General features: G+C 41.6%; 15 protein-coding genes. 12 read left to right on the plus strand and 3 right to left on the minus strand.

Going from position 1 to position 22027, the window contains the following annotated elements:
• Window positions 1-52 precede the first annotated feature (52 nt).
• On the plus strand, window positions 53-1894 hold the full coding sequence (glmS, locus tag U3A58_RS00200) for a glutamine--fructose-6-phosphate transaminase (isomerizing) (RefSeq protein WP_323821356.1): 1842 nt from the start codon (window positions 53-55) through the stop codon (window positions 1892-1894).
• Window positions 1895-1929: 35 nt separating this feature from the next.
• Here the strand turns inward: glmS and U3A58_RS00205 are convergent, their stop codons facing one another.
• Complete coding sequence (locus U3A58_RS00205; protein WP_323821357.1) at window positions 1930-2154, minus strand: Kazal-type serine protease inhibitor family protein; 225 nt, start codon at window positions 2152-2154, stop codon at window positions 1930-1932.
• 114 nt (window positions 2155-2268) lie between these two features.
• Here U3A58_RS00205 and prfA point away from each other — a divergent pair, with 114 nt between their 5' ends.
• Complete coding sequence (gene prfA, locus U3A58_RS00210) at window positions 2269-3348, plus strand: peptide chain release factor 1 (RefSeq protein WP_323821358.1); 1080 nt, start codon at window positions 2269-2271, stop codon at window positions 3346-3348.
• Between the two features lie 84 nt (window positions 3349-3432).
• A complete protein-coding gene (locus U3A58_RS00215) occupies window positions 3433-3957 on the plus strand; it encodes a GNAT family N-acetyltransferase (RefSeq protein WP_323821359.1) in 525 nt (174 codons plus the stop codon).
• A gap of 18 nt (window positions 3958-3975) precedes the next feature.
• Here U3A58_RS00215 and U3A58_RS00220 read toward each other — a convergent pair whose 3' ends face one another.
• Entirely contained in the window at window positions 3976-6711 is a 2736-nt protein-coding gene (locus U3A58_RS00220) for a YCF48-related protein (protein ID WP_323821360.1), read from the minus strand.
• Window positions 6712-7116: 405 nt separating this feature from the next.
• Here U3A58_RS00220 and U3A58_RS00225 point away from each other — a divergent pair, with 405 nt between their 5' ends.
• From U3A58_RS00225 to U3A58_RS00265, 9 genes are all read left to right on the plus strand, one after another.
• On the plus strand, window positions 7117-7770 hold the full coding sequence (locus U3A58_RS00225; protein ID WP_323821361.1) for a Tll0287-like domain-containing protein: 654 nt from the start codon (window positions 7117-7119) through the stop codon (window positions 7768-7770).
• Window positions 7771-8015: 245 nt separating this feature from the next.
• Window positions 8016-11168: a SusC/RagA family TonB-linked outer membrane protein gene (locus U3A58_RS00230; protein ID WP_323821362.1), complete on the plus strand. Its 3153-nt coding sequence runs from the start codon at window positions 8016-8018 to the stop codon at window positions 11166-11168.
• Between the two features lie 13 nt (window positions 11169-11181).
• Window positions 11182-13041, plus strand: a complete 1860-nt coding sequence (locus U3A58_RS00235; RefSeq protein WP_323821363.1) for a RagB/SusD family nutrient uptake outer membrane protein — start codon at window positions 11182-11184, stop codon at window positions 13039-13041.
• Window positions 13042-13106: 65 nt separating this feature from the next.
• The gene (locus U3A58_RS00240) at window positions 13107-16457 is read left to right on the plus strand and encodes a VCBS repeat-containing protein (protein WP_323821364.1); all 3351 of its coding nucleotides are present in this window, start codon (window positions 13107-13109) and stop codon (window positions 16455-16457) included.
• 50 nt (window positions 16458-16507) lie between these two features.
• Complete coding sequence (locus U3A58_RS00245) at window positions 16508-17467, plus strand: formylglycine-generating enzyme family protein (RefSeq protein ID WP_416377268.1); 960 nt, start codon at window positions 16508-16510, stop codon at window positions 17465-17467.
• Window positions 17468-17485: 18 nt separating this feature from the next.
• Window positions 17486-18796 carry a Gfo/Idh/MocA family protein gene (locus U3A58_RS00250; protein ID WP_323821365.1) on the plus strand — a complete coding sequence of 437 codons (1311 nt, stop codon included), beginning with the start codon at window positions 17486-17488 and terminating at the stop codon, window positions 18794-18796.
• Between the two features lie 2 nt (window positions 18797-18798).
• Window positions 18799-19710: a hydroxypyruvate isomerase family protein gene (locus tag U3A58_RS00255; protein ID WP_323821366.1), complete on the plus strand. Its 912-nt coding sequence runs from the start codon at window positions 18799-18801 to the stop codon at window positions 19708-19710.
• Window positions 19711-19726: 16 nt separating this feature from the next.
• The gene (locus tag U3A58_RS00260; protein ID WP_323821367.1) at window positions 19727-20764 is read left to right on the plus strand and encodes a WD40/YVTN/BNR-like repeat-containing protein; all 1038 of its coding nucleotides are present in this window, start codon (window positions 19727-19729) and stop codon (window positions 20762-20764) included.
• Window positions 20765-20903: 139 nt separating this feature from the next.
• Window positions 20904-21638: a 1-(5-phosphoribosyl)-5-[(5-phosphoribosylamino)methylideneamino]imidazole-4-carboxamide isomerase gene (locus tag U3A58_RS00265; protein ID WP_323821368.1), complete on the plus strand. Its 735-nt coding sequence runs from the start codon at window positions 20904-20906 to the stop codon at window positions 21636-21638.
• Here the strand turns inward: U3A58_RS00265 and U3A58_RS00270 are convergent, their stop codons facing one another.
• A complete protein-coding gene (locus U3A58_RS00270) occupies window positions 21639-21992 on the minus strand; it encodes a hypothetical protein (RefSeq protein WP_323821369.1) in 354 nt (117 codons plus the stop codon). It lies immediately after the preceding gene.
• Between the last annotated feature and the right edge of the window lie 35 nt (window positions 21993-22027).

Genomic DNA, 22027 nt, shown 5'->3' on the forward strand with positions numbered 1-22027 from the left:
ATGAAAGCTGTTTCTTTGCAGAAGTTCAAATCAACAGTAAGAATTTTTAATTATGTGTGGAATTGTAGCATATGTGGGACAGCAAGAAGCTTTGCCTATTATTATCAAAGGACTTAGAAGATTAGAATACCGAGGCTACGATAGCGCAGGTGTTGCCTTGTTGGATACCAATGGCCTAAGTATCTACAAAAAGAAGGGAAAAGTATCCGAATTAGAAAAGCATCTTGAGAACTCCTCTGATTTGGGATCAAAAATCGGTATTGGACATACACGCTGGGCAACACATGGTGAGCCAAATGATACCAATGCACATCCGCATTACTCTTCCTCAGAAAAAATCGCAATGATCCACAATGGAATCATTGAGAACTACGAGGTACTGAAGAAAGATCTTCAAAAGAAAGGTTACACATTTCAGTCGGATACAGACACAGAAGTTTTTATCAAATTCATAGAGGACATTCAGCTGAATAATCATTGCAGTCTGGAGGAAGCGCTTCGGCTTGCTCTACACAAAGTCGTAGGAGCATATGCCATTGTAATAATCAATAAGGAAGAACCCGACACACTGATTGCCGCCAGAAAAGGTTCTCCATTGGTGATTGGAGTAGGAGAAGACGAATATTTCTTAGCTTCTGACGCTACTCCAATTATCGAATACACCAACAAGGTTATTTATTTAGACGACTTTGAAATAGCTGTAATCCGAAACAATCGCCTTCAAATAAAAACCATTGAGAATGTAGAAACCAATCCCTACATCAATCAACTGGAAATGGAACTGGAAGCCATCGAGAAAGGTGGTTACGATCATTTCATGCTTAAAGAAATCTATGAGCAGCCAAAATCAATTGCGGATTGCTTAAGAGGTCGCTTAGATGCAAAGTCAGGCCGTCTGGTTCTAGGTGGTTTGCGAGATTACATGAATAAATTCCAAAATGCAGAGCGTATCATTATCACAGCTTGTGGTACTTCTTGGCATGCCGGGTTAGTAGCGGAATATTTATTTGAGGAATTTGCCCGCGTACCGGTAGAAGTAGAATACGCTTCAGAATTCAGATATAGAAATCCTGTCGTGGGAGAAAAAGACTTCATTATCGCCATCTCACAATCTGGCGAGACGGCAGATACCTTAGCAGCTATCGAGCTTGCTAAATCCAAAGGTGCCACGATTTTTGGGGTGTGTAACGTGGTAGGATCATCCATTCCAAGAGCTACACACGCAGGCTCCTATACCCATGCTGGACCAGAGATCGGAGTTGCTTCTACCAAGGCATTTACTGCCCAGATTTCAGTACTGGCCATGATGGCACTGAAGCTAGGCTACCAAAGAGGTACTTTGCCAGAAAGTAAGTACATACAGCTTCTACATGAATTAGAGGCAATTCCAGGAAAAGTAGAGCAAGCATTGAAATCAAATGAGGCGATAAAGTATATAGCTGAGGAGTATAAAGATGTAAGAAATGCCCTTTACCTAGGCAGAGGGTACAATTTCCCAGTCGCTCTGGAAGGAGCCTTGAAGCTGAAGGAAATCTCCTACATTCATGCAGAGGGATATCCAGCAGCCGAGATGAAGCATGGCCCGATCGCTTTGATAGATGAGGAAATGCCAGTTTTCTTTATTGCTACCAAAGACAGTTCTTACGAAAAAGTGGTCAGTAACATCCAGGAAGTGAAAGCTAGAAAAGGGAAAGTGATTGCAGTAGTCACAGAAGGAGATACTCAGGTGAAGGCAATTGCAGATCATGTGATCGAAATCCCTGAAACTCATGAAGCATTTGCGCCACTAGTAGCAGTTATTCCGCTGCAATTGCTCTCTTACCATATAGCTGTGATGCGAGGATGTAACGTAGATCAGCCGAGGAATTTGGCGAAATCGGTAACCGTAGAATAACATATATAGGCTGTCCAAAAAGGGCAGCCTTTTTTTTAATTGCATTTTCCTTCCACCCAGGATTTGACACCTGCGCTCTCGGCTTCGCAGGAATTCCCATATGTCAAACCATTGCAGCCACAAACAGGAGAGTATATATAGGTACATGCTATATCTATGATTTTACTCTCGTCGATGCAGGTAGTAATGGGTTTTTCCTCTTCGCATCCAAGAATACAGACAAGACCAATTCCAAAAAGTATAATTTTAGCTTGTTTCATATCCTCAGGACGAAATTGCTAGTAAAAGTGCTACTGGCTATTCTATTATATAGTTAAACTGGCTATTCAGCCTCCCGATTAATTTGCCTACTTTTGCGCAGCGATTAAAAAACTATGCTGGACAAATTACATTCAATAAAAGAGCGCTTCGAAGAAGTAGGTCAATTAATAGTTCTGCCTGAATCCATGGCTGATATGAGCAAATATGCTAAGCTCAATAAAGAATATAAAGATTTAGAGAAAATTGTAAAGGTCTATGACGAGTACAGTCTAGTATTGCAAAATATTGTAAGTTCCAAGGAGGTTCTGGATAAGGAAAAAGAGCATGATTTCAGGGAAATGGCCAAAGCTGAACTGGATGAGCTTAGACCTAGGAAAGAGGAGCTTGAAAATGAATTAAAGCTATTGCTAATCCCCAAGGATCCCAATGATGCCAAAGATTGTATTCTGGAAATCAGGGGTGGAGCCGGTGGTGATGAAGCATCTATTTTTGCCGGAGACCTATTTCGCATGTACGAGCGCTTCTGCGAAATGCAGAATTTAAAACTTACGGTATTGGATTTGACCTTCGGTTCTGCAGGAGGATATAAGGAAATCATTGCCACGATTTCGGGAGGAGATGATGTGTATGGTAGGATGAAATACGAGTCTGGCGTACATCGTGTACAGCGTGTACCTGCTACCGAATCCCAAGGAAGAGTTCATACCTCAGCAGCATCTGTGGCGGTATTGCCAGAGATGGATGAAGTAGAGGTAAACATCGACATGAACGATGTGCGAAAAGACACCTATTGCTCCTCTGGGCCTGGTGGACAATCGGTGAACACCACCTACTCTGCAGTACGATTGACGCATGAGCCCTCAGGACTAATAGTGACCTGTCAGGATGAGAAGTCGCAGATCAAAAACTTTGAGAAAGCACTCAAAGTATTGCGATCTCGACTATACGAAATCGAACTGGCAAAACACAATGACGCTGTAGGCGCACAACGCAAGTCCATGGTAGGCTCTGGAGATAGATCAGACAAGATACGTACCTACAACTACCCACAATCAAGAGTGACAGATCATAGGATCAATAAAACTGTGTATAATCTCCCCGAGGTAATGGATGGACACATTGAGGATTTTATATCCGCCTTGAGATTTGCTGAAAACCTTGATAGTATGAACAACAGCGGATTAGAAGAATAGGCCGGTCAATTGCATAAAATCCTTTAGAATTTTATTGATTCTGCGATTAGCCTATTAACTTGAATAAATAACCCTCAGACTTTTATGATTATTACCGGAGAAAGAGAAATACGACTAGTGACCTGGAATGAGGCTCATTTTCATCAACTCTATCCTTTGGCCAATAATCCCAAGATTGCAATGAACCTGAAGGATAGTTATCCTCAACCTTATACAATTCATGATGCGCGCCACTGGATTGAACATAATCAGAAATTTAATCCACCCCAAAACTTTGCAGTAGAGTTTGAAGGAAGATTGGCTGGATCTGTAGGTTCAGAAAGAGGAAAGGATGAGCTCCGCACTAATATGGAGTTGGGTTTCTGGATTGGGGAGCCTTTTTGGGGAAAGGGAATCGCCACTGAAGCAGTAAAACTATATACCAAGTATATTTTTGAGAAATTTGACATTGAGCGCATCTTTGCCCAAGTCTATGATTTCAACGGACAATCCATGAATGTCCTGGAGAAAGCAGGCTATTTTCCGGAAGCTATTTTGAAAAAAGCCTTTGTGAAAAACACTACGGTAGGAGACCTATTCCAATATGTAAATATTCGCGGAGAGCAGTAATTATCTGCATTTTACCTATTAATTCACAACCACTTTTCTTACTACCACACTTGAATCAGTAAAAAGCTGGATTAAATTCAATCCTCTTGATAAGTGCTCTAAGGTGACTTCCTTAGCTTCATTGCTCAGATCTACTGACTGAATGACTTGCCCAAAAGCATTGATGACTTGGAGCCTAGTATAATTGCCGGCTCCTAATTGCAGCTTGACAGTTCCTGAGGATGGGTTTGGAAATACACGCACGCTTAAATCTTCTTTTTCCGGTAGGCCGGTGATTATATTGACATTTACATTCAGGATTCTAGCTTCACCCTCATTACATTCATTTTCAGGAGTGACGGTAAGTTGAAAATCACCTTCTTTTTCCCAAAGTACTATTATCTTTTCAGAGCCCTGTCCCTGCAGTATGGTACCACCTTCATTTGAGATACTCCATTTGAAATTCACGTCTTCCTGTGCGGGAATCTCATATTCTGTTTCCCAGAGCCCTGTTTGGTTTTCGCCTACTATTTCTCCAGGTTGATCCGGAGGCATATTTACTACTATTGGCTTAAGTACAGTAGCGGCTTTTCCACAAGCATTTTCTTGAATCACCCGGAGCTCTTGATCGCCTGTGACATTCCATTTTATCCGGATTTGTGAAGTGCCTTGACCTTCCAGCACTTCCCCCACGCTTGCCTCCCAAGTGTAGGTTACTCCCTCTTGATTTGGCACTGAATAAATTTCAGTTTCTTCTAAACAAACTGAGCCATTTCCTTCAATTTGCACATTAGCAGCCGGAATAGCTGATACGATTACTTCTAGGGAGGAGGTTTTGCCGTTCCCGCAGAAATTTTCCATGCTTACATACACTCCGTTTCTCCCTGGCCTTTTCCACAATACCTCCACCTGACCAGTTCCTTGGCCTGAGATAATCTCCCCACCATCTGCACGCCAGACTAATTGGGCACCTGGAACCTCCGAACTTGCAATAGAATAGTTGCCGAGGGTCAGGCAAAGTTGATTCTCTCCAGTAATCTCGCTCAGTGATGTGGGCGGGATGCATTCATACTTCAAAATTGTACCGTCTTCCCCTACGGCAAAAGCCACAGTGGGAGTTCCTACACTTATGCCGGTAAGATTTCGACTAGTGCCGCTTGGAATCTGTACCCAGGATTCTCCTCCATCTTTGGTCTGTAGCACTAGGCCCTTTTCTCCCGAGATAAATCCCAGCTTTGCATCCCAAAAGTCCACCGAAGTCAGGTTTTCTGTAAATGGGACCTCAATCTTTCGCCAGGTCTTTGCCATGTCCACTGATTTGAGAATGACTCCCGCGTCACCGACTATCACTGCTGTATTGGAGTCCAGCTTCGCAAGTCCATTCAAATCTTCTGAAGTCAATTTTGGGAGATTTTCCCAAACATTCCCGCCATTTGTCCAGCTGATTTGACCATTGCCCCCTAGGGCGAATCCCACCTGATAGTCAAAGTAAGTGATGTCTCTGAGGTCTTCCGTTGTGTTTGTTTGAATGCCGGCAGCATCCCAAGTTCCTCCAGAGTCGAAAGACCTAGCAATGTAGCCATTGGTACCAGTGACATAGAGAACAGAGGGAGCAAAAAGGTAGAATCCGGTAATAGTTTCAGGAGTTGGGGCAGATACTGGAACCCACGTAGAGCCACTGTTTGATGTTCTATACATTTTCCCTGAATAAGATCCCACGTAGCCAAATGCGGTATTCCAATAATCTAACCCTATCAAATCAACTCCTTCAGGAACTGGCCTTGGGACAAGGGATGTAGCCCCATTGGAGGTAACATATACAGCTCCCTGCTGACCAATAATGTGACCAACCCGATCCGATTTGAAATCAGTCCCTGTAAAATCATTGCGGATTCCTGCCAGTTGCTGGCTGTAGCTGCTTCCTGCATTGGTGGAGGAAATACCATAGCCATCCTGTCCCACTGCAAACACAAGGTTACTTGCCGGATGAAATGCCAATGCGTTAAGATCTCTCGTATTAATAGCACCTAGATTGGCTTTGCCAAAAGTTACTCCAGAATTTGTTGATCGAAGGGCGGTCGCCATTTCACCTACTATCGTGACTATACGAATGTCCAGTGGACTGATGGAGACTTTCATTAAGTCAGTAGTCACCGGAGAAGTCTGAGGTAGCCAAGTCTCTCCACCATCTAGGGTTTTCAGGATGATTCCTCCTTCTCCTACCGTGTAGCCTATAAGCGGGGTAGAAAAAGCAATTCCAAATAGATTTAATGATTGTCCTGAATTCAATGCGATCCATTGATTTCCTCCATCGTAGCTTCTCAAAATCACCCCTTGATGCCCTGCGATGTAGGCTGTATCGGAATTGATAAAGCTTATGTCGTTCAAACTTTGGTTTGTCCCAGAAGAGAGTTTTGACCAGGTATCACCTTGATTGATAGAAAGCAGTATTTCTCCTCCAGCTGAAGTAGCTAAAATGCGGTTTTCAGAGGAGATTTCTACGCTTTTAAGAGATTGCGTAGTACCTGCAGGCTTTTGAGTCCAGGTAGTACCTGAATCGTGCGTTTTAAGAATTAGCCCATTCTCACCCACAGCCACTCCTGTATTTTGATCCCAAAAGGCAACATCCAATAATTTTCCTTCAAAACTTACCCTAAGCTCTTCCCAGGTGCTCCCTCCATCAGATGTTCGGATAATAAGATTTTCACCTACACAGAAACCCAACTTATCATCTATCCAAGTGATAGATTCAAGATCAAGGCCCCAGCTTTGCATTCTGGCCCAGGTTTGGGAAAAAAGCTGAGTGCTAAGCATCAACCCGATTAAAAATAGACAGAAAGATTTTTGCATGTGAATAGTTGAAGTAAACAAAAATAAGTTATTTCATCTGTTTATAATTGTTTTTCAGTGGTCAAATGGAATCTCGCAGTTTATATTCATCCGGCTGTGTGTCGCTTGCGCCATGCTCGATTTCATGTGATTAATTATTTTTCGTAGGGCACATGGAATATCGCTCTGAGGATAATCATCCATTTGTGTGACGATCTGCGTCATCCTCGATTTAAAGTCTTCTCAAAAGGATAGGATCCATTTCGGGACATTACCTAGTTAAGATTAGGAGAGTTTCGGTAAATCTGCGTAATGATGAGTAGTTTTATCTATTCCAAAACACCTAAATTCATGAAGCACTTCATTTATATTCTAATCTTTGCTTTTTTATTTGTGGCATGTGGCCCTCAAGAGCGTATTTCCAAGAGTGTATTTGACGAGGTGAATAACGCTATGGAGGCTAAGAAACTTTCTGAAGCTCAAATCACCCAAGAAGCTATGCTCTGGGGAGACTCCATTAGTAGTGAAGCACAGCAACAACTCATGGCAAGTCTTCATCAGGCTGTAGATGAAAAAGGATTTGTAGGAGCTCTGGATTTTTGCAATGTAAATGCTGCTCCTATTATTAAGGTATTAAGTGATAAATATGGGGTTGCTATTAGACGAACTACTTACCGAGCTAGAAATCAAAATAATCTGCCTACTGAGGATGAAGCTCCAATCCTAGACGCTTATGAATATAATGCAGAAAACGGAATTGAAAATACACCCAATATTCAGAAAATAGAAGGTGGAGAAATTTTGCTCTATACTAAGGCAATTGTCATTTCCTCAGAATTTTGTTTGGCTTGTCATGGAGATACAAAAAATGGTATAAACTCAGGTGTTTTAAGTAAGATAGATTCTCTTTATCCGAAAGATTTGGCAAGAGAATTTGAGTTGGGAAATTTGAGAGGAATGTGGTCTTTGAAAATTCCAAAAAAATCAGTTGTCAATCGATTATAGCTATCGATTGCAATGGAAATGGAGGTCATTTTTTGCGGTTTTCTGACCATTCCAATACTTCTGCTTTCATAAAAATTATTCAATTATTCTCGAAATAATACTATTTTGTACGGTTAAGAGTGTAGTTACACCCCATATCTGTCAAAATTCAGTCAATTATTAGCAAAAAACAGTTTGGTATTGCAAATACATAGGCGGAAATTGAATTGTTAAACTTTATTAATTAATTCTAAACCCCTATGCCAATGAGAAACTTTACTCATTTTAAGCTATTCAGCATGACGATAATTATTTGTCTAGGACTGTTTAGCACTGCATTCGCACAGACCCGGGAGGTGTCTGGTGTGGTAATTTCAGGAGAGGATAATTTGCCTCTGCCTGGTGTGTCGATCTTAGTGAAAGGCACAACAAATGGTACCGTCACTGACATCGACGGTAAGTTTGCCCTCAATGTTTCCGGACCATCAGATGTACTAGTATTGTCTTTTATAGGTTTCACACCTATGGAAGTGCCTATTGGTTCTCAGTCTACATTTGATCTCACCTTATTACCTGATACTAAATCACTTCAAGAAGTAATTGTGGTAGGTTATGGTGAGCAGAAGAAAGAGACGATTACTGGTTCAGTAGCCACTGTGAAAGGTAAGGAACTGGCCAAGTCTCCTGCTATGAACCTTTCAAACTCCATTGCCGGTCGTATGGCGGGTGTGGTAGCGGTAAACAGAAGTGGAGAGCCTGGTTATGATGGTTCAGGGATTCGAATTCGTGGTTCCAATACACTAGGTAACAATAGTGCATTGGTTGTAATCGATGGTATTCCTGCTAGAGCAGGTGGTCTGGAAAGACTTAACCCAAATGATATCGAGAGTATTTCGGTATTGAAAGATGCTTCTGCTGCGATCTACGGATCTAGAGCTGCAAACGGTGTAATTCTAGTTACGACTAAAAGAGGTACTACCGGTGCTCCTGAGTTGACTTTCCAAGTAAATCAGGGATTTGCACAGCCTGCATTACTTCCTAAATTGGCAAATGCAGCTGAATATGCAAATGCGCTCAATGATTTAAATATCTATGAACTGCCAACATCCGAATGGGCTGCAGCCAATGAAGCATACAAGCAGAATGGAGAATACACCAGACCAAATGGTCAGGTAAGATCTGCTCCTTATACACCTGAGGAGATCGAATTGTATAAAAACGGTTCTGATCAATGGAATTATCCAAACACCGATTGGTATGGCGAAACACTTAAAACTTGGTCTCCCCAAAGCAGATACAATCTACAGCTAGTAGGTGGTAGCGAGAATGTGAAGTACTTGACTTCTTTGGGTTACCAAAATCAGGATGCCTACTACAAGGATGCAGCAACAGGCTATAAGCAGTATGACTTCCGTATCAACTTGGATGCTAATATCAATAAGTATATGAAAGTTGGCTTAGGTATTTTAGCAAGAGAGGAATTTAGATTCTTCCCAACCGTAGGTGCCGGGGCAATTTTCCGTATGCAGATGAGAGGAAAGCCTAACCAGCCGGCATACTGGCCAAATGGTAAGCCAGGACCGGATATAGAAAACGGACAAAACCCAGTGGTAATTACTACCAACCAAACTGGATATGATCATGATAAGCGTGACTACATTCAGACTACAGGTAACTTGGAAATCAAAATCCCTGGAGTGGAAGGTTTGAAATTTACCGGTACAGCAGCAATTGATAAATATATCCGCGCTACTAAAAGATGGCAAATTCCTTGGACCTTGTATGAAAAAGGCAATGGCTTCGAAGCAGATGGAGTCACTCCAGTACTAGTGCCAAGTAAAAGAGGTCCAGCGGAACCAAACCTAAATGAATCTACTAGTCAACAATTGAACATCTTATTAGGAGGGGTTTTAAATTATGACAAGACCTTTAATGATGTCCATACTGTAAATGTGGTAGCGGGTGTAAACAGAGAAACAATTGAGGGAAATGGCTTCAGTGCTTACAGAAGGTTCTTTATTTCTACAGCGATTGACCAAATGTTTGCAGGTGGTGACATACAAAAGGATAATAGTGGCGGAGCTTTCAACAGAGCTCGTCTGAACTACTTTGGTAGAGTGGCCTACAACTACAAAGAGAAGTATTTGGCAGAATTCCTGTGGCGATACGATGGTTCGTATATCTTCCCTGAAGATACCCGATTTGGTTTCTTCCCTGGGTTGATGCTAGGATGGGTCGTTTCTGAAGAAAGCTTCTGGAAGAATTCAATTGGAAAAACATTTGACTTCTTTAAGATCAGAGGATCTTGGGGTCAATTAGGTAACGATCAGATTGGTGAATACCAGTTCTTATCTACCTATGGCTTTAGCTCTTATATCGTTGGTGGTGCTGAAACCAAAACGCTTTTTGAAACTAGAGTTCCTAATAGAGCTATTACTTGGGAAGTTGCCAATAACTCTAACTTAGGTTTTGAGGGTCAGTTTCTTCAAGGAAAAGTATTCTTCGAGTTTGATTTGTTTTATAACAAGCGTACAAATATCCTTTGGCAAAGAAATGCTTCAGTCCCTCAGACAACGGGACTTTCACTTCCTGCCGAAAACATCGGAGAAGTGGAAAACAAAGGATTTGACTTGAATCTTGGTGTTAGGGGTGGCAAAGGAGAATTCCAGTATTCTGCCAGTGTAAACGGAGGCTATGCTAAAAACAGCATTTTGTTCTGGGATGAATCCCCAGGAGCTCCTGAGTGGCAGATGTCAACTGGCAGACCAATGGGAACAGGATTGGTTTATCAGTATGATGGGGTATTCCCAGATCAGCAATCAATCGATGCTGAAACTATTGACTACTCATCCATTACCAACTCACTACGTCCTGGTGATATGAAGTACAAAGATTACGATGGTGATGGTAAAATCACTCCTGATGATAGAGTTCGTCTGGACAATAATACCATCCCGTTATTCCAAGGTGGTATTAATTTGACAGCAAACTGGAAAGGATTCGATGTGTCAGTATTGCTTCAAGGAGCACTGGGAGCAAGACAATATATAAGTGCAGGAGAGTCTGGAAATATTGGTAACTACCTATCTGACATCTATGACAATAGATGGACTATAGACAACCCTAGCAGCACTGATCCAAGAATTGCAAATAGAAATGATCAGTATTACTCTGGAGGAAATACATACTGGTTTAGAAGTTCTGATTACTTAAGATTGAAAAACGTGGAAATAGGATACAATATTCCTCCTCATCTTACCGAGAAAATCGGAATTAAGAATGCACGTTTTTACGTGAATGGATTGAACTTGATCACATGGAGTAAGTCGAAAGTATATGATCCTGAGTCTGATGCTTCTACTGGACAGTATTATCCTCAAGCTAGGGTACTCAACACCGGTCTTTCTGTTTCATTTTAACTAATACGAAATAATGAAAAGAAATATAAAACAATTAGTAATATTAGTTGCAGCAAGCTTAACAATTGCAAGCTGTAACAATGATTTCCTAAATACTGAGCCGCTTGGTGAGATATCCCAATCGGCAGTATGGAGTGACCCTGCTTTAGCAGAAGCGTTTGTAATAGGTACCTACCAAGGATTTGGTAATGGGGGATTTGACGAGCAAAGGCTTGCTTCCTTAACAGATGAGGCAATATTTACGCACCCAGGCCGTGGCATTACCAACATAACGGAGGCAAGAGTAAACTCTGCCGATCAAGGATGGGTAAATAATACGTATAGTTGGGGCAATATGTACAGGTACATTCGTAGAACAAATATTGCAATCGAAAACCTATCAGATCCGCAATTCTCAAATGATGGTGGTATAGTAGACAAATTGTTAGGTGAGGCTAAGTTCATGAGAGCTTACTATTACCAACAGTTAGCTAGATACTACGGTGGAGTTCCTATCGTAGATAGTCCCTATGAACTGGGCGAAGAAAGTTATGATATAGCTAGAGCAACATGGGAAGAGACCATTAATTTCATTGTAAAAGACCTTACAGACGCAGCAGCTTTGCTGGAAGGTAAGTCTAAAGTAAATGGTAGAGCAAGTCAGCTTGCCGCTTTGGCTTTGAAATCTAGAGTACTGCTATACGCAGCGAGTGATTTGCATGATGGCCCAACAGCCAGTGCTAATTCCTCCCTTTTGTCTTCTTATCCTAACCTTGATTTAATAGCTTACGCTAGTGGTAATAGAACTGAAAGATGGCAGAAAGCACAAGATGCTGCTAAGGTAGTATTGAATATGGCGAGTGGAAATAATTTAGATTTAACTGAGCCTGTTGCTCATGAAGTTGGTATCCAAAATTATATAAACAATTCCATGGCTAGAAATGGCGGCGAAAAGGAAATCATTCTGGGAAGATATTTTATCAGCGCAAAGCGAGAAAATGGTGGACGTCAGGGTCTTTTCAATGGACCAAATGGCTATAACAACTGGGCTGGAAATAGTCCTGTGCAGTTACTGGTAGATGACTATGAGATGATGGATGGTTCTAGGTTTGACTGGACAAACCCAGCCCATGCTTCTGCCCCTTATGAAGACAGAGATGCCCGATTCTACGCATCAATTCTTTATGATGGAGCACAATGGAAACCAAGATCCTCAGCAAATCAACCAAAGGATCCTTTGGGACAAATCCAATCAGGTACTTATGAAGTAACTGATGCCTCAGGTACTAAGGTGACTCACTTCGGATTAGATACTAGAAATAGTTCTATTGAAGACTGGAATGGTAGCTATACTGGATATTATACGCGAAAATTCGTTGACGCTGACCCTGCGATTGTAGATCAAAATACCTGGCAAGAAGTGCCATGGCCTATCTTAAGATACACTGAAGCAGTATTAAACTACGTGGAAGCATCTCTTGAACTTGGTCAGGAAGATGAAGCCAGAACCTGGCTAAATAAAATTAGATTCCGCGTAGGCCAGCCAGCTATTACTGAAAGTGGTGATGAATTGGTGGCTCGCTATAGAAATGAGCGACGCATCGAAATGTCCTATGAGGAGCAAAGGTATCATGATACCCGTAGATGGATGATAGCAGAGGAGACGTTAGGTCGTAAAGCGAATATCATAAATATTACTGGTACACTTAAATCAGGCAAAACGCTTTCTACTTATCGATATGATCCTGAGATCTATAATTATGTCTATAAAGTTCAGCCTATTGATCCAGGAAAGGAAAACAGAACTTGGTTGGATAAAATGTATTTCGTTCCAATCCATAGGGATGAGATAAACAGGAATGCAGCACTAGTTCAAAATCCTGGAATAGAATAAAGCAAGTATTCTTATAAATTTGATCTAAGCCATTCCATTTGGGGTGGCTTAGATTATTTTAACGTATGACTAAAAGAAATCTCATATCAATATTGGGACTCAGTGTATTGATGATGTCTTGCTCAGAAACAGACACGTCACGTCAAGCAGACAATCCAGCTACATCTACCTCCCCGCCGCTCTTTACTCTATTGACGCCTGAACAATCGGGAATCACTTTTTCCAATAAAATAGAAGAGACGCTTAACCTCAACGTGCTCATGTACGAATATCTCTACAATGGTGGGGGCGTGGCAGTGGGGGATCTAAATGGTGATGGGTTAGATGATATATATTTTTCTGCCAATGTAAGTGGCAATCAGCTTTACCTTAATCAGGGTGAGCTCAAATTCAAAGAAACAGCTCAAACTTCCGGAGCTACCGGAAGACCTGGTCCTTGGAAGACCGGAGTAGTTTTCGTCGATATCAACGGCGACAAAAAATTAGACATTTATCAGTGTTACTCAGGTAATTTACCAACTGAGAAACGGACCAACGAACTTTTTGTCAATCAAGGAAATGATGAAAATGGCGTTCCGCTTTTTAAGGAAATGGCTGAGGAATACGGAATCGCTTCGAATGCCCCAAGTACATCGGCGAGCTTTTTTGACTACGATCTAGACGGAGACTTGGATCTTTTTATCCTAAATCATAATACCAAATCTATTCAAAATCAGGATGTGAATTTGACCAAAGTATTACTGAAAGAAAAGCATGAGGCAGGCTCTCAGCTTTTTGAAAATAGAAATGGAAAATTCGTAGAGGTTACACTGGACGCAGGTATCTCAAGCTCCAGTCTATCTTATGGGCTAGGTGTAGCTGTGGCTGATATTAATCAAGACGGCTGGCCGGACATTTACATCGGCAATGATTATTCTATGCCAGATTACCTATATATCAATCAGAAAGACGGCACCTTCAAAGATGAAATCCTAGCGCGCCTGGGGCATACTTCTCATTTCTCTATGGGAAATGATATTGCCGATTTCAATAATGATGGCTTTCTGGATATTTTCACGCTGGACATGCTTCCCGAAGGAAATGAACGACAAAAGCTACTTCTTGCCCCAGATAATTTCGAGCTTTTTGAACTGAATGTGAGCAAGGGCTTCCATCACCAATACATGCGAAATATGCTACATCTGAATTCCGGTGATGGTACTTTTCAAGAAATCGGACAGATGTCCGGCTTGTCAAACACTGATTGGAGCTGGGCTTCTCTTTTTGCTGATTTTAATAATGACGGCTTGAAAGATCTATTTGTCACCAACGGATATCTTAGAGATTACAACAATCAGGACTTTTTGAAATACATGGACAATTATGTTCGTACTTCTGGTGGGAAGCTTAAGCGTGAGGACTTATTGAATATGGTGAAAAATATGCCCTCTTCGAATTTGACCAATTATATTTTTCAAAATAACGGCGACCTTACTTTCCAGAATCAAACCAGCTTCTGGGGAATCAACCAAGTAGCAAATAGCAGTGGTGCCGCATATAGTGATCTTGACAATGATGGGGATCTTGATCTTATCATCAATAACATTAATTCCCCGGCTTCTATCTACCAGAATCAATCAGTGCAACAGCAAGGTGGAAATTATTTAAATCTGAAGCTTTCAGGATCTGGATCGAATTCTTCAGCTTTAGGTGCTAAAATAGAAGTATATGCTGGAGAGACCATGCAGGTCTTGGAGCAAAATCCGTATCGCGGATACCAGTCTTCAGTGTCAACTACCCTGCATTTTGGATTAGGCGATTTTAAAGAAATTGACTCCCTGATAGTCACTTGGCCAGGAGGTACTACAAGTAAGGAATATACTATTGCTACAAATCAAACATTAGAACTTAGCGAAAGTAACGGAACAAAAACACCTGTTAAAAGACCACAGAATTTCGACACATTCCTAAGTAAAAAATCAGAATTAAGTACAGAACAAGGCAGAGAATTCAATGATTACAAAAGACAGCCCTTGCTGATCAACCCTGTTTCTGGAAATGGCAAAGCAATGGTTTTCGAAGATTTTACCGGTGATGGCCGTGAAGATTTGTTTGTCGGAGCTGGTTCTAATGCGAGCGCTTTATTTTATACACAAAGTTCTATTGGATCATTTGTTAAGCAGAATGCCAGCGTTTTCGCATCGGCTGCAAGATCCGAGGATACAGATGCCCTAGCCTTAGATGCAAACGGTGATGGGTTTTTGGATCTCTATGTTGCAAGTGGTGGTGTATATGATTTCAATGTTGGCGATGAGGCATTACTGGATCGGCTCTATTTAAATGATGGAAAAGGCAATTTCACGCTAACTACTGACGCTCTTCCAAATGAAGCATTTCCAACAGGTACAGTACAGGTAGCTGATCTTAATTTTGATGGTAGTCCCGACTTATTTGTGGGTGCCAGAATCAATCCTGGCCAATTCCCAACTTCACTTGGAGGTAGAATTTGGATTAATGATGGCAAAGGGAATTTCACTGATCAGACGAAGCAACTTGCGCCGACATTTGTCAATTTGGGTATGTTGACTGACTCTGGTCTGGCTGATCTGGATCAGGATGGTAAACCGGAATTGATCGTGCTTGGTGAAGCGATGCCTATTCAGGTTTTTTCATTTCAAAATGGCACTTGGCAAGAAAGTACACTTAATTACTTCGAGAAGCATGAATTTGGTTTTTGGAATGATTTAACATTGGCAGATTGGGACGCAGATGGGAATCTGGAGATATTGGCAGGAAACTTGGGTACCAATTCACAAATCCAAGCAAGTACCACTGAGCCTGCAGAGATTTTATACAAGGATTTTGATGGTAATGGTTCTATTGATGCATTTTTGGGATATTACATTCAAGGTGAAAAATACCCTGCGTCCAGTAGAGATGAAATTTTGGGTCAGGTGCTTTTTCTCAAAAAGAGATATCTGGACTTTAAATCTTTTGCTACCGTGAAGATGGATGAGCTATTTACCCCACTGGAGAGAGAGGGTACTGGCACAATTTACGTTAATCGACTTGAGACGACATATTTTGGAAGGAATTCTGCTGGAAAATTTGAAGCAAAAGTACTTCCTATTCAAGCACAGTTTTCTCCTGTATATGCTTCAGAAGCTGTAGATGTGAATGGAGATGGAAACTTGGATATGGTACTTGGAGGAAATATTGGCTATGGTAAATTATACTTCGGTAAATATGATGCAAGCCAAGGAGTTGTTTTACTTGGGGATGGCAAAGGGCGATTTACCAATGCTACCAAGGCTGAAAGCGGATTGAATCTCAATGGAACTGTTCGAAAAATTATAACAGGCAAAGACATGTTACTCCTATATTTGGATGAATCTAGGGTGAACATTTATTCACTCCTTCCATCAAAAACGGACTAAATTACAACCCCAATACTACTATATTTAATGCTAAAGATTTTTCTTTGAACATGTTTAAAACGAACACAAAATACCTAGTGATTGGCGCCATGATGCTGATGAGCTTTGATGTCAATCAAACCAACTTTGAATCTTATACACAAAAGATTCCGGGTACTGAAGTGACTTTCCAAATGACTCCAATTCCCGAAGGGACATTCATGATGGGCTCAGAAAGTACTGAAGATGAAAAGCCAATCCATGAAGTGAGAATTGCTCCTTTCTGGATGGGAATCCATGAAGTAACTTGGGATGCCTTCGAGCTTTTCTTAGATAAAAATTACGAGCTAGCAATATCCGTAGGGCCAATTGGCGAGGTGGTAGATGGATTGACCAGACCAAGTATGCCATATTTGGACATGACTTTTGGGATGGGCAAGGAAGGAAAGCCAGCCATTGGCATGACGCAATATGGAGCAATCCAGTTTTGCCATTGGCTTTATCTGAAAACTGGCATTTTCTACAGACTTCCTACAGAGGCAGAATGGGAATATGCGGCTAAAGCTGGGTCCAAAACAAGATTCTTCTACGGCGATGATCCTTCCAAGCTTGGAGAATATGCCTGGACGAGAGAGAATTCCGAGGAGAAAACTCACCCAATAGGAGAAAAAAAGCCAAACCCTTGGGGTCTTTATGATATTTATGGCAATGTATTAGAATGGACTTCAGATCAATATGACCCAGCATTCTACACTTCATCACCATCTGACAATCCCACGAATCCATCCACTGAACTATATCCAAGAGTAGTGCGTGGTGGAAGTTATGATACAGAAGCTTCTGAATTAAGTGCTACCAAGCGCTTTGTAAGTTCTGCACATTGGAAGCGAATCGATCCGCAGATTCCTAAAAGCCAATGGTGGTTTCCAGAAGCACCTTTCTTAGGACTTCGCCTTGTGAGGCCTCAAATCCCTCCGAGCCCAGAAGAAATTATGGCTTATTACCAAGCCGCACCAATTACCGATTACTAACCCTTAATACCTATACTCATGAAAATAGAAAACACCCGTAGGGATTTCATCAAAACATCCGCTCTGGTTACTGGCGGATTGATGACATCACCTTTTGTACTGCCGGGCGCCTATGCTGCTCCTGTCAATGAATTGAAACTTGCATTAATTGGCTGCGGTGGCCGTGGAACTGGAGCTGCTTTCCAAGCTTTAGCAACGGGGCATAATATCAAAATAGTCGCTATGGCGGATGCCTTTAGAGACCGTTTAGATAATGCACATAAGGCATTGAGTGAGAAATACGGAGATAAACTTGCTGTTTCTGAGGAAATGAAATTTGTAGGTTTTGATGCTTATAAGCATGCAATTGCACAAGCAGATGTAGTTATTCTTGCTACACCTCCAGGCTTTCGTCCTATGCATTTTGAGGAGGCTGTAAAGCAAGGCAAGCAAATCTTTATGGAAAAGCCAGTCGCAGTAGATGCTGCAGGTATCAGAAAAGTATTGAAAGCTGCTGAAGAAGCCAAAGCTAAAAAACTAAATGTAGTGGTAGGTCTCCAAAGACATTATCAGGCCAATTATATCGAGACTATCAAGCGCATTCACAATGGCGACATCGGAGATATCATCAATGGTCAAGTCTATTGGAATGACGGTGGTGTATGGGTAAGAGAGCGTCAGCCAGGTCAGACTGAGATGGAATACCAAATGAGAAACTGGTACTATTTCAATTGGCTGTGTGGTGATCATATCAATGAGCAACATGTGCACAATATTGACGTGGCAAACTGGGTGAAGCAAGGGCCACCAGTGAAAGCTGAAGGTACAGGCGGAAGACTTATCCGTACGGGTAAGGAAAACGGAGAAATCTTTGATCACCACGTCCTGACTTATACTTATGCTGATGGATCTGTGATTCACAGTGAATGCCGACACTTCCCAGGAGCTCAAAACCGTGTCGATGAAAGCTTCCAAGGAACCAAAGGAACTGCCTACCTAAGTGCAGGGAATTACGGTACACTGAAAGATTGGAAAGGCAATGTGCTTTATGATCATGATCGTAAAAACCAACCAAATCCATATCAAGTAGAGCATGATCAGCTTTGGGCGACCTTGTTCAATGGCGATTATAAATTTGCAGATGCACAAAATGCTGCACATAGTACGATGACTGCCATTATGGGTAGATATGCTACTTATTCCGGAAAACCGTTGACGTTCGAAGAAGCCTTGAATGGACAAGTTGACTTGATGCCAGAGACACTAGCTTGGGACGCAATGCCTAAAGTATTGCCTGGTGCAGATATGTATTATCCTCATGCTATTCCTGGTAAAACTAAAGTAATCTAATCATGGAAAGAAGAGGCTTTATTAAGAAAGTTGGCTTAGGAAGCACCCTTTTGGGTGTTTCTGGAGCGATGAGTATGCCTTCATTTGCCGCAGGCAAAGCTGAGCCTACTTTCAATATGGATTTTGCTCCACACTTCGGAATGTTCAGAAATTCCGCCCCTGGCGGGATTGTTGATGAATTGAAGTTTATGGCGGATCAGGGTTTTCGATCTTTAGAAGATAATGGAATGCTGGGCCGATCTGTAGAAGAACAGGCACTTATTGGAAAAACACTTGAATCGCTAGGGATGAGAATGGGTGTATTTGTCATAGAAGGAGGTGAAAACTGGAAGACTGCGCTGACCACAGGTAAAAAAGAGCATGAGGATTTATTTGTAGATACTTGTAAGAAATCTGTGGAAGTAGCAAAGCGTGTGGGTGCAAAATGGATGACCGTAGTTCCAGGGTACTTCGAAAGAAATCTTCCCATGGGAGTGCAGACAGGCAATGTCATTGAAGCCTACAAACGTGGAGCTGAAGTATTGGAAAAAGAGGGTTTGGTGATGGTAATGGAACCATTGAGTGATAATCCAGACCTTTTCCTTCGCCATGCTGATCAGTCATATATGATTTGCAAAGCAGTGGACAGCCCTGCGTGTAAAATCCTTTATGATATCTACCATATGCAGCGTAATGAGGGCAACCTTATCGCTACTATGGAAAAGACCTGGGATGAGATCGCCTATATACAAATTGGAGATAATCCTGGCAGAAAGGAACCAGGAACCGGAGAAATCAATTATAGCAATGTATTCAAATACATCCATGAAAAAGGATTTAAGGGTGTAATGGGTATGGAGCATGGGAATGCATCTCCTGGAGTAGAAGGGGAAAAAGCATTAATCCAGGCCTATAGAAAAGTTGATGTAATGTAGTCCATTAATAAATTATATGATTAAAAGAAGCTTATTAGCGCTATCATTTTTGGTAGCGCTTTTTTCCTGCCAAAAATCTGAGGATTCAAATGTAAGTGAAAGCCCCACTGGTTGGGATGTGCTTGAGACGCCTGTAGAGTCATCACTAAGAGGCCTTTCTCCACTCACGGATGAAATTGCCTGGGCAAGCGGAAGTCAAGGCACCTGGCTGAGAACAATTGATGGAGGGAAGACATGGGATCATGGTGTGATAGCTGGGCTGGATACTGTGGATTTTAGATCTATTCATGCCTTCAATGCGCTCACTGCTGTCGCAGTCTCAGCTGGGCAACCTGCAGTTATATATAAAACGCTTGATGGAGGAGAATCCTGGAAACTCAGGCACCAGGAGAATGAATCTGCTTTCTTGGACGGTATTAGCTTTTCCTCAGAAAGTCGCGGCTTTGTCATTGGAGATCCTAGCCAAGGCAAATGGACAATCTTACAAACCGCTAATCAAGGAGACACTTGGTATCCTGTAGATTCACTCCCGAGTGCAACGGAAGGAGAAGCTGCCTTCGCTGCCAGTGCATCCTCCCTTTTGGCTGAGGGAAATCACCTATGGATCGGAACAGGAGGAAAAGAATCAAATCTTCATTTTTCGAAGGATCTTGGGGTAAGTTGGGAAAAGTATAATACTCCTTTTATTCAGGGAGAATCATCTCAGGGTATTTTTGCCATCACCACCATGGGTAGCGGAGAAATCGTAGCAGTAGGTGGAGATTATTTGAATGAAGCTATGCAAGATGGCAATGCTGCTATTTTTGTTCCCGGCAAAAAGGAATGGATTAAACCTCAGCTAGGCCCTCGCGGTTACCGATCTGGTGTTGTGTATTATCCAAGACTGACATGGTTGATCGCAGTTGGGCCAAGTGGCTCTGATTATTCAAAAGATGCCGGTGTTACTTGGCACCAGATTTCAGAGGAAGGTTTTCATGCTGTAAAGCTGGGACATGCGGATGGTTCAGTTTGGGCATCTGGAGCTAAAGGGAAAATAGCTAAATTGAGGTATTGAAAAAGTAGAACTGATTCAACCCTAATTATTCAAAATAGTCATTGTATTAAAAGATTTGCATCTTGGCTAAGAGTTATAGCGCTAAGGAGTACTATCTTTAGACTGAATCACACTAGCTAAAAAACTGATTTTATATAAAATGTTTGAAATTGTTCCTTCCATATGGCTTATAAATGGAAAATGTGTCCGTCTAAAGAGAGGAGACTTTTCCACTGAAGAGGTGATATCTACTAACCCCCTGGAGATCGCTCAAGCTTTTGAAGCTATAGGGCTTAAAAGAGTCCATTTGGTAGATTTGGATGGTGCGCGTAGAGGAGAGCCTAAAAATTACCATATCCTAGAAGCTATTGCGGGATATACAGAGTTAAAAGTTGATTTTACAGGCGGAATCTCTACCGATGGTGATGTGATCAAATGCTTTGAATTTGGGGCCAATACCATTACCGTGAGTTCAGTGGCGGCTAAGTATCCAGAGCGATTTGCTCAATTCATCCTTTCCTATGGTAGAGAAAAAATCAATATGGCAGCTGATGTCAACCCAGTAGATAATAAGATTAAAATCAGAGGTTGGCTAAAGAAAACTGAAATTGATCTTTTTGATCATATTAATTTTTTCTATGAAAGAGGGTTGAAGTATTTAAAATGTTCCGATGTCACCAGAGATGGAGTAATGGAAGGGCCTAACTTTGCTCTTTTCCAGAGTGTCAGAGATAAATTTCCTGATATCAGTCTAGCCGCTAGTGGCGGGGTAAGAGGAGTTGACGATTTTAAGAGACTAAGAGACATGGGCGTGTCTGCCACAGTTTTTGGAAGAGCATACTACGAAGGAATGATAAGTCTCCAAGATTTAGAAAAATTCTTATCAGAGAGCTGATTAATCTGCTTTGAATTTATCTACTATGTAGAGAAAAATATTAAAAGACAAGGTAGATGGAGTAAATTCAGCTTTTTTACCTTCTCCGCTTAATTGAGTTTCCTTTTTCGGGACGGTAGATTTGATGTTTGTCACATTTCCTACAGCTGCCGGCGTTACACTGTCACGGGTTTGAATATCAATTTGATCAGATTGATTTTCTACCAAAGGCTTTTCAAGAGGTTTTTCATGTTCCATTTCTGACTTTTCATGCTCGCCCTGAGCCATTGAATCCCCCGCCCAAAAGCACACCCCAAATAAAGCGATGCAGAAAATGGCAAGCTTTCTGAAAGAAAAATCAGTTTTTATGATCATAGTTGGAATATGTAAACGTTAGTCTTTTATTTAGG

The organism is Algoriphagus persicinus (genome assembly GCF_035156415.1).
GTDB classification, from domain to species: domain Bacteria; phylum Bacteroidota; class Bacteroidia; order Cytophagales; family Cyclobacteriaceae; genus Algoriphagus; species Algoriphagus persicinus.

What these genes read in the sequence shown, in the direction of transcription:
- U3A58_RS00250 (WP_323821365.1), top strand. Translation starts at nt 17,486, where the DNA reads ATGAAAATAGAAAACACCCGTAGGGATTTCATCAAAACATCCGCTCTG.
- U3A58_RS00235 (WP_323821363.1), top strand. Translation starts at nt 11,182, where the DNA reads ATGAAAAGAAATATAAAACAATTAGTAATATTAGTTGCAGCAAGCTTA.
- U3A58_RS00215 (WP_323821359.1), top strand. Translation starts at nt 3,433, where the DNA reads ATGATTATTACCGGAGAAAGAGAAATACGACTAGTGACCTGGAATGAG.
- U3A58_RS00270 (WP_323821369.1), bottom strand. Translation starts at nt 21,992, where the DNA reads ATGATCATAAAAACTGATTTTTCTTTCAGAAAGCTTGCCATTTTCTGC.
- U3A58_RS00205 (WP_323821357.1), bottom strand. Translation starts at nt 2,154, where the DNA reads ATGAAACAAGCTAAAATTATACTTTTTGGAATTGGTCTTGTCTGTATT.
- glmS (WP_323821356.1), top strand. Translation starts at nt 53, where the DNA reads ATGTGTGGAATTGTAGCATATGTGGGACAGCAAGAAGCTTTGCCTATT.
- U3A58_RS00230 (WP_323821362.1), top strand. Translation starts at nt 8,016, where the DNA reads ATGAGAAACTTTACTCATTTTAAGCTATTCAGCATGACGATAATTATT.
- U3A58_RS00245 (WP_416377268.1), top strand. Translation starts at nt 16,508, where the DNA reads ATGTTTAAAACGAACACAAAATACCTAGTGATTGGCGCCATGATGCTG.
- prfA (WP_323821358.1), top strand. Translation starts at nt 2,269, where the DNA reads ATGCTGGACAAATTACATTCAATAAAAGAGCGCTTCGAAGAAGTAGGT.
- U3A58_RS00265 (WP_323821368.1), top strand. Translation starts at nt 20,904, where the DNA reads ATGTTTGAAATTGTTCCTTCCATATGGCTTATAAATGGAAAATGTGTC.
- U3A58_RS00220 (WP_323821360.1), bottom strand. Translation starts at nt 6,711, where the DNA reads ATGCAAAGCTGGGGCCTTGATCTTGAATCTATCACTTGGATAGATGAT.
- U3A58_RS00240 (WP_323821364.1), top strand. Translation starts at nt 13,107, where the DNA reads ATGACTAAAAGAAATCTCATATCAATATTGGGACTCAGTGTATTGATG.
- U3A58_RS00260 (WP_323821367.1), top strand. Translation starts at nt 19,727, where the DNA reads ATGATTAAAAGAAGCTTATTAGCGCTATCATTTTTGGTAGCGCTTTTT.
- U3A58_RS00255 (WP_323821366.1), top strand. Translation starts at nt 18,799, where the DNA reads ATGGAAAGAAGAGGCTTTATTAAGAAAGTTGGCTTAGGAAGCACCCTT.
- U3A58_RS00225 (WP_323821361.1), top strand. Translation starts at nt 7,117, where the DNA reads ATGAAGCACTTCATTTATATTCTAATCTTTGCTTTTTTATTTGTGGCA.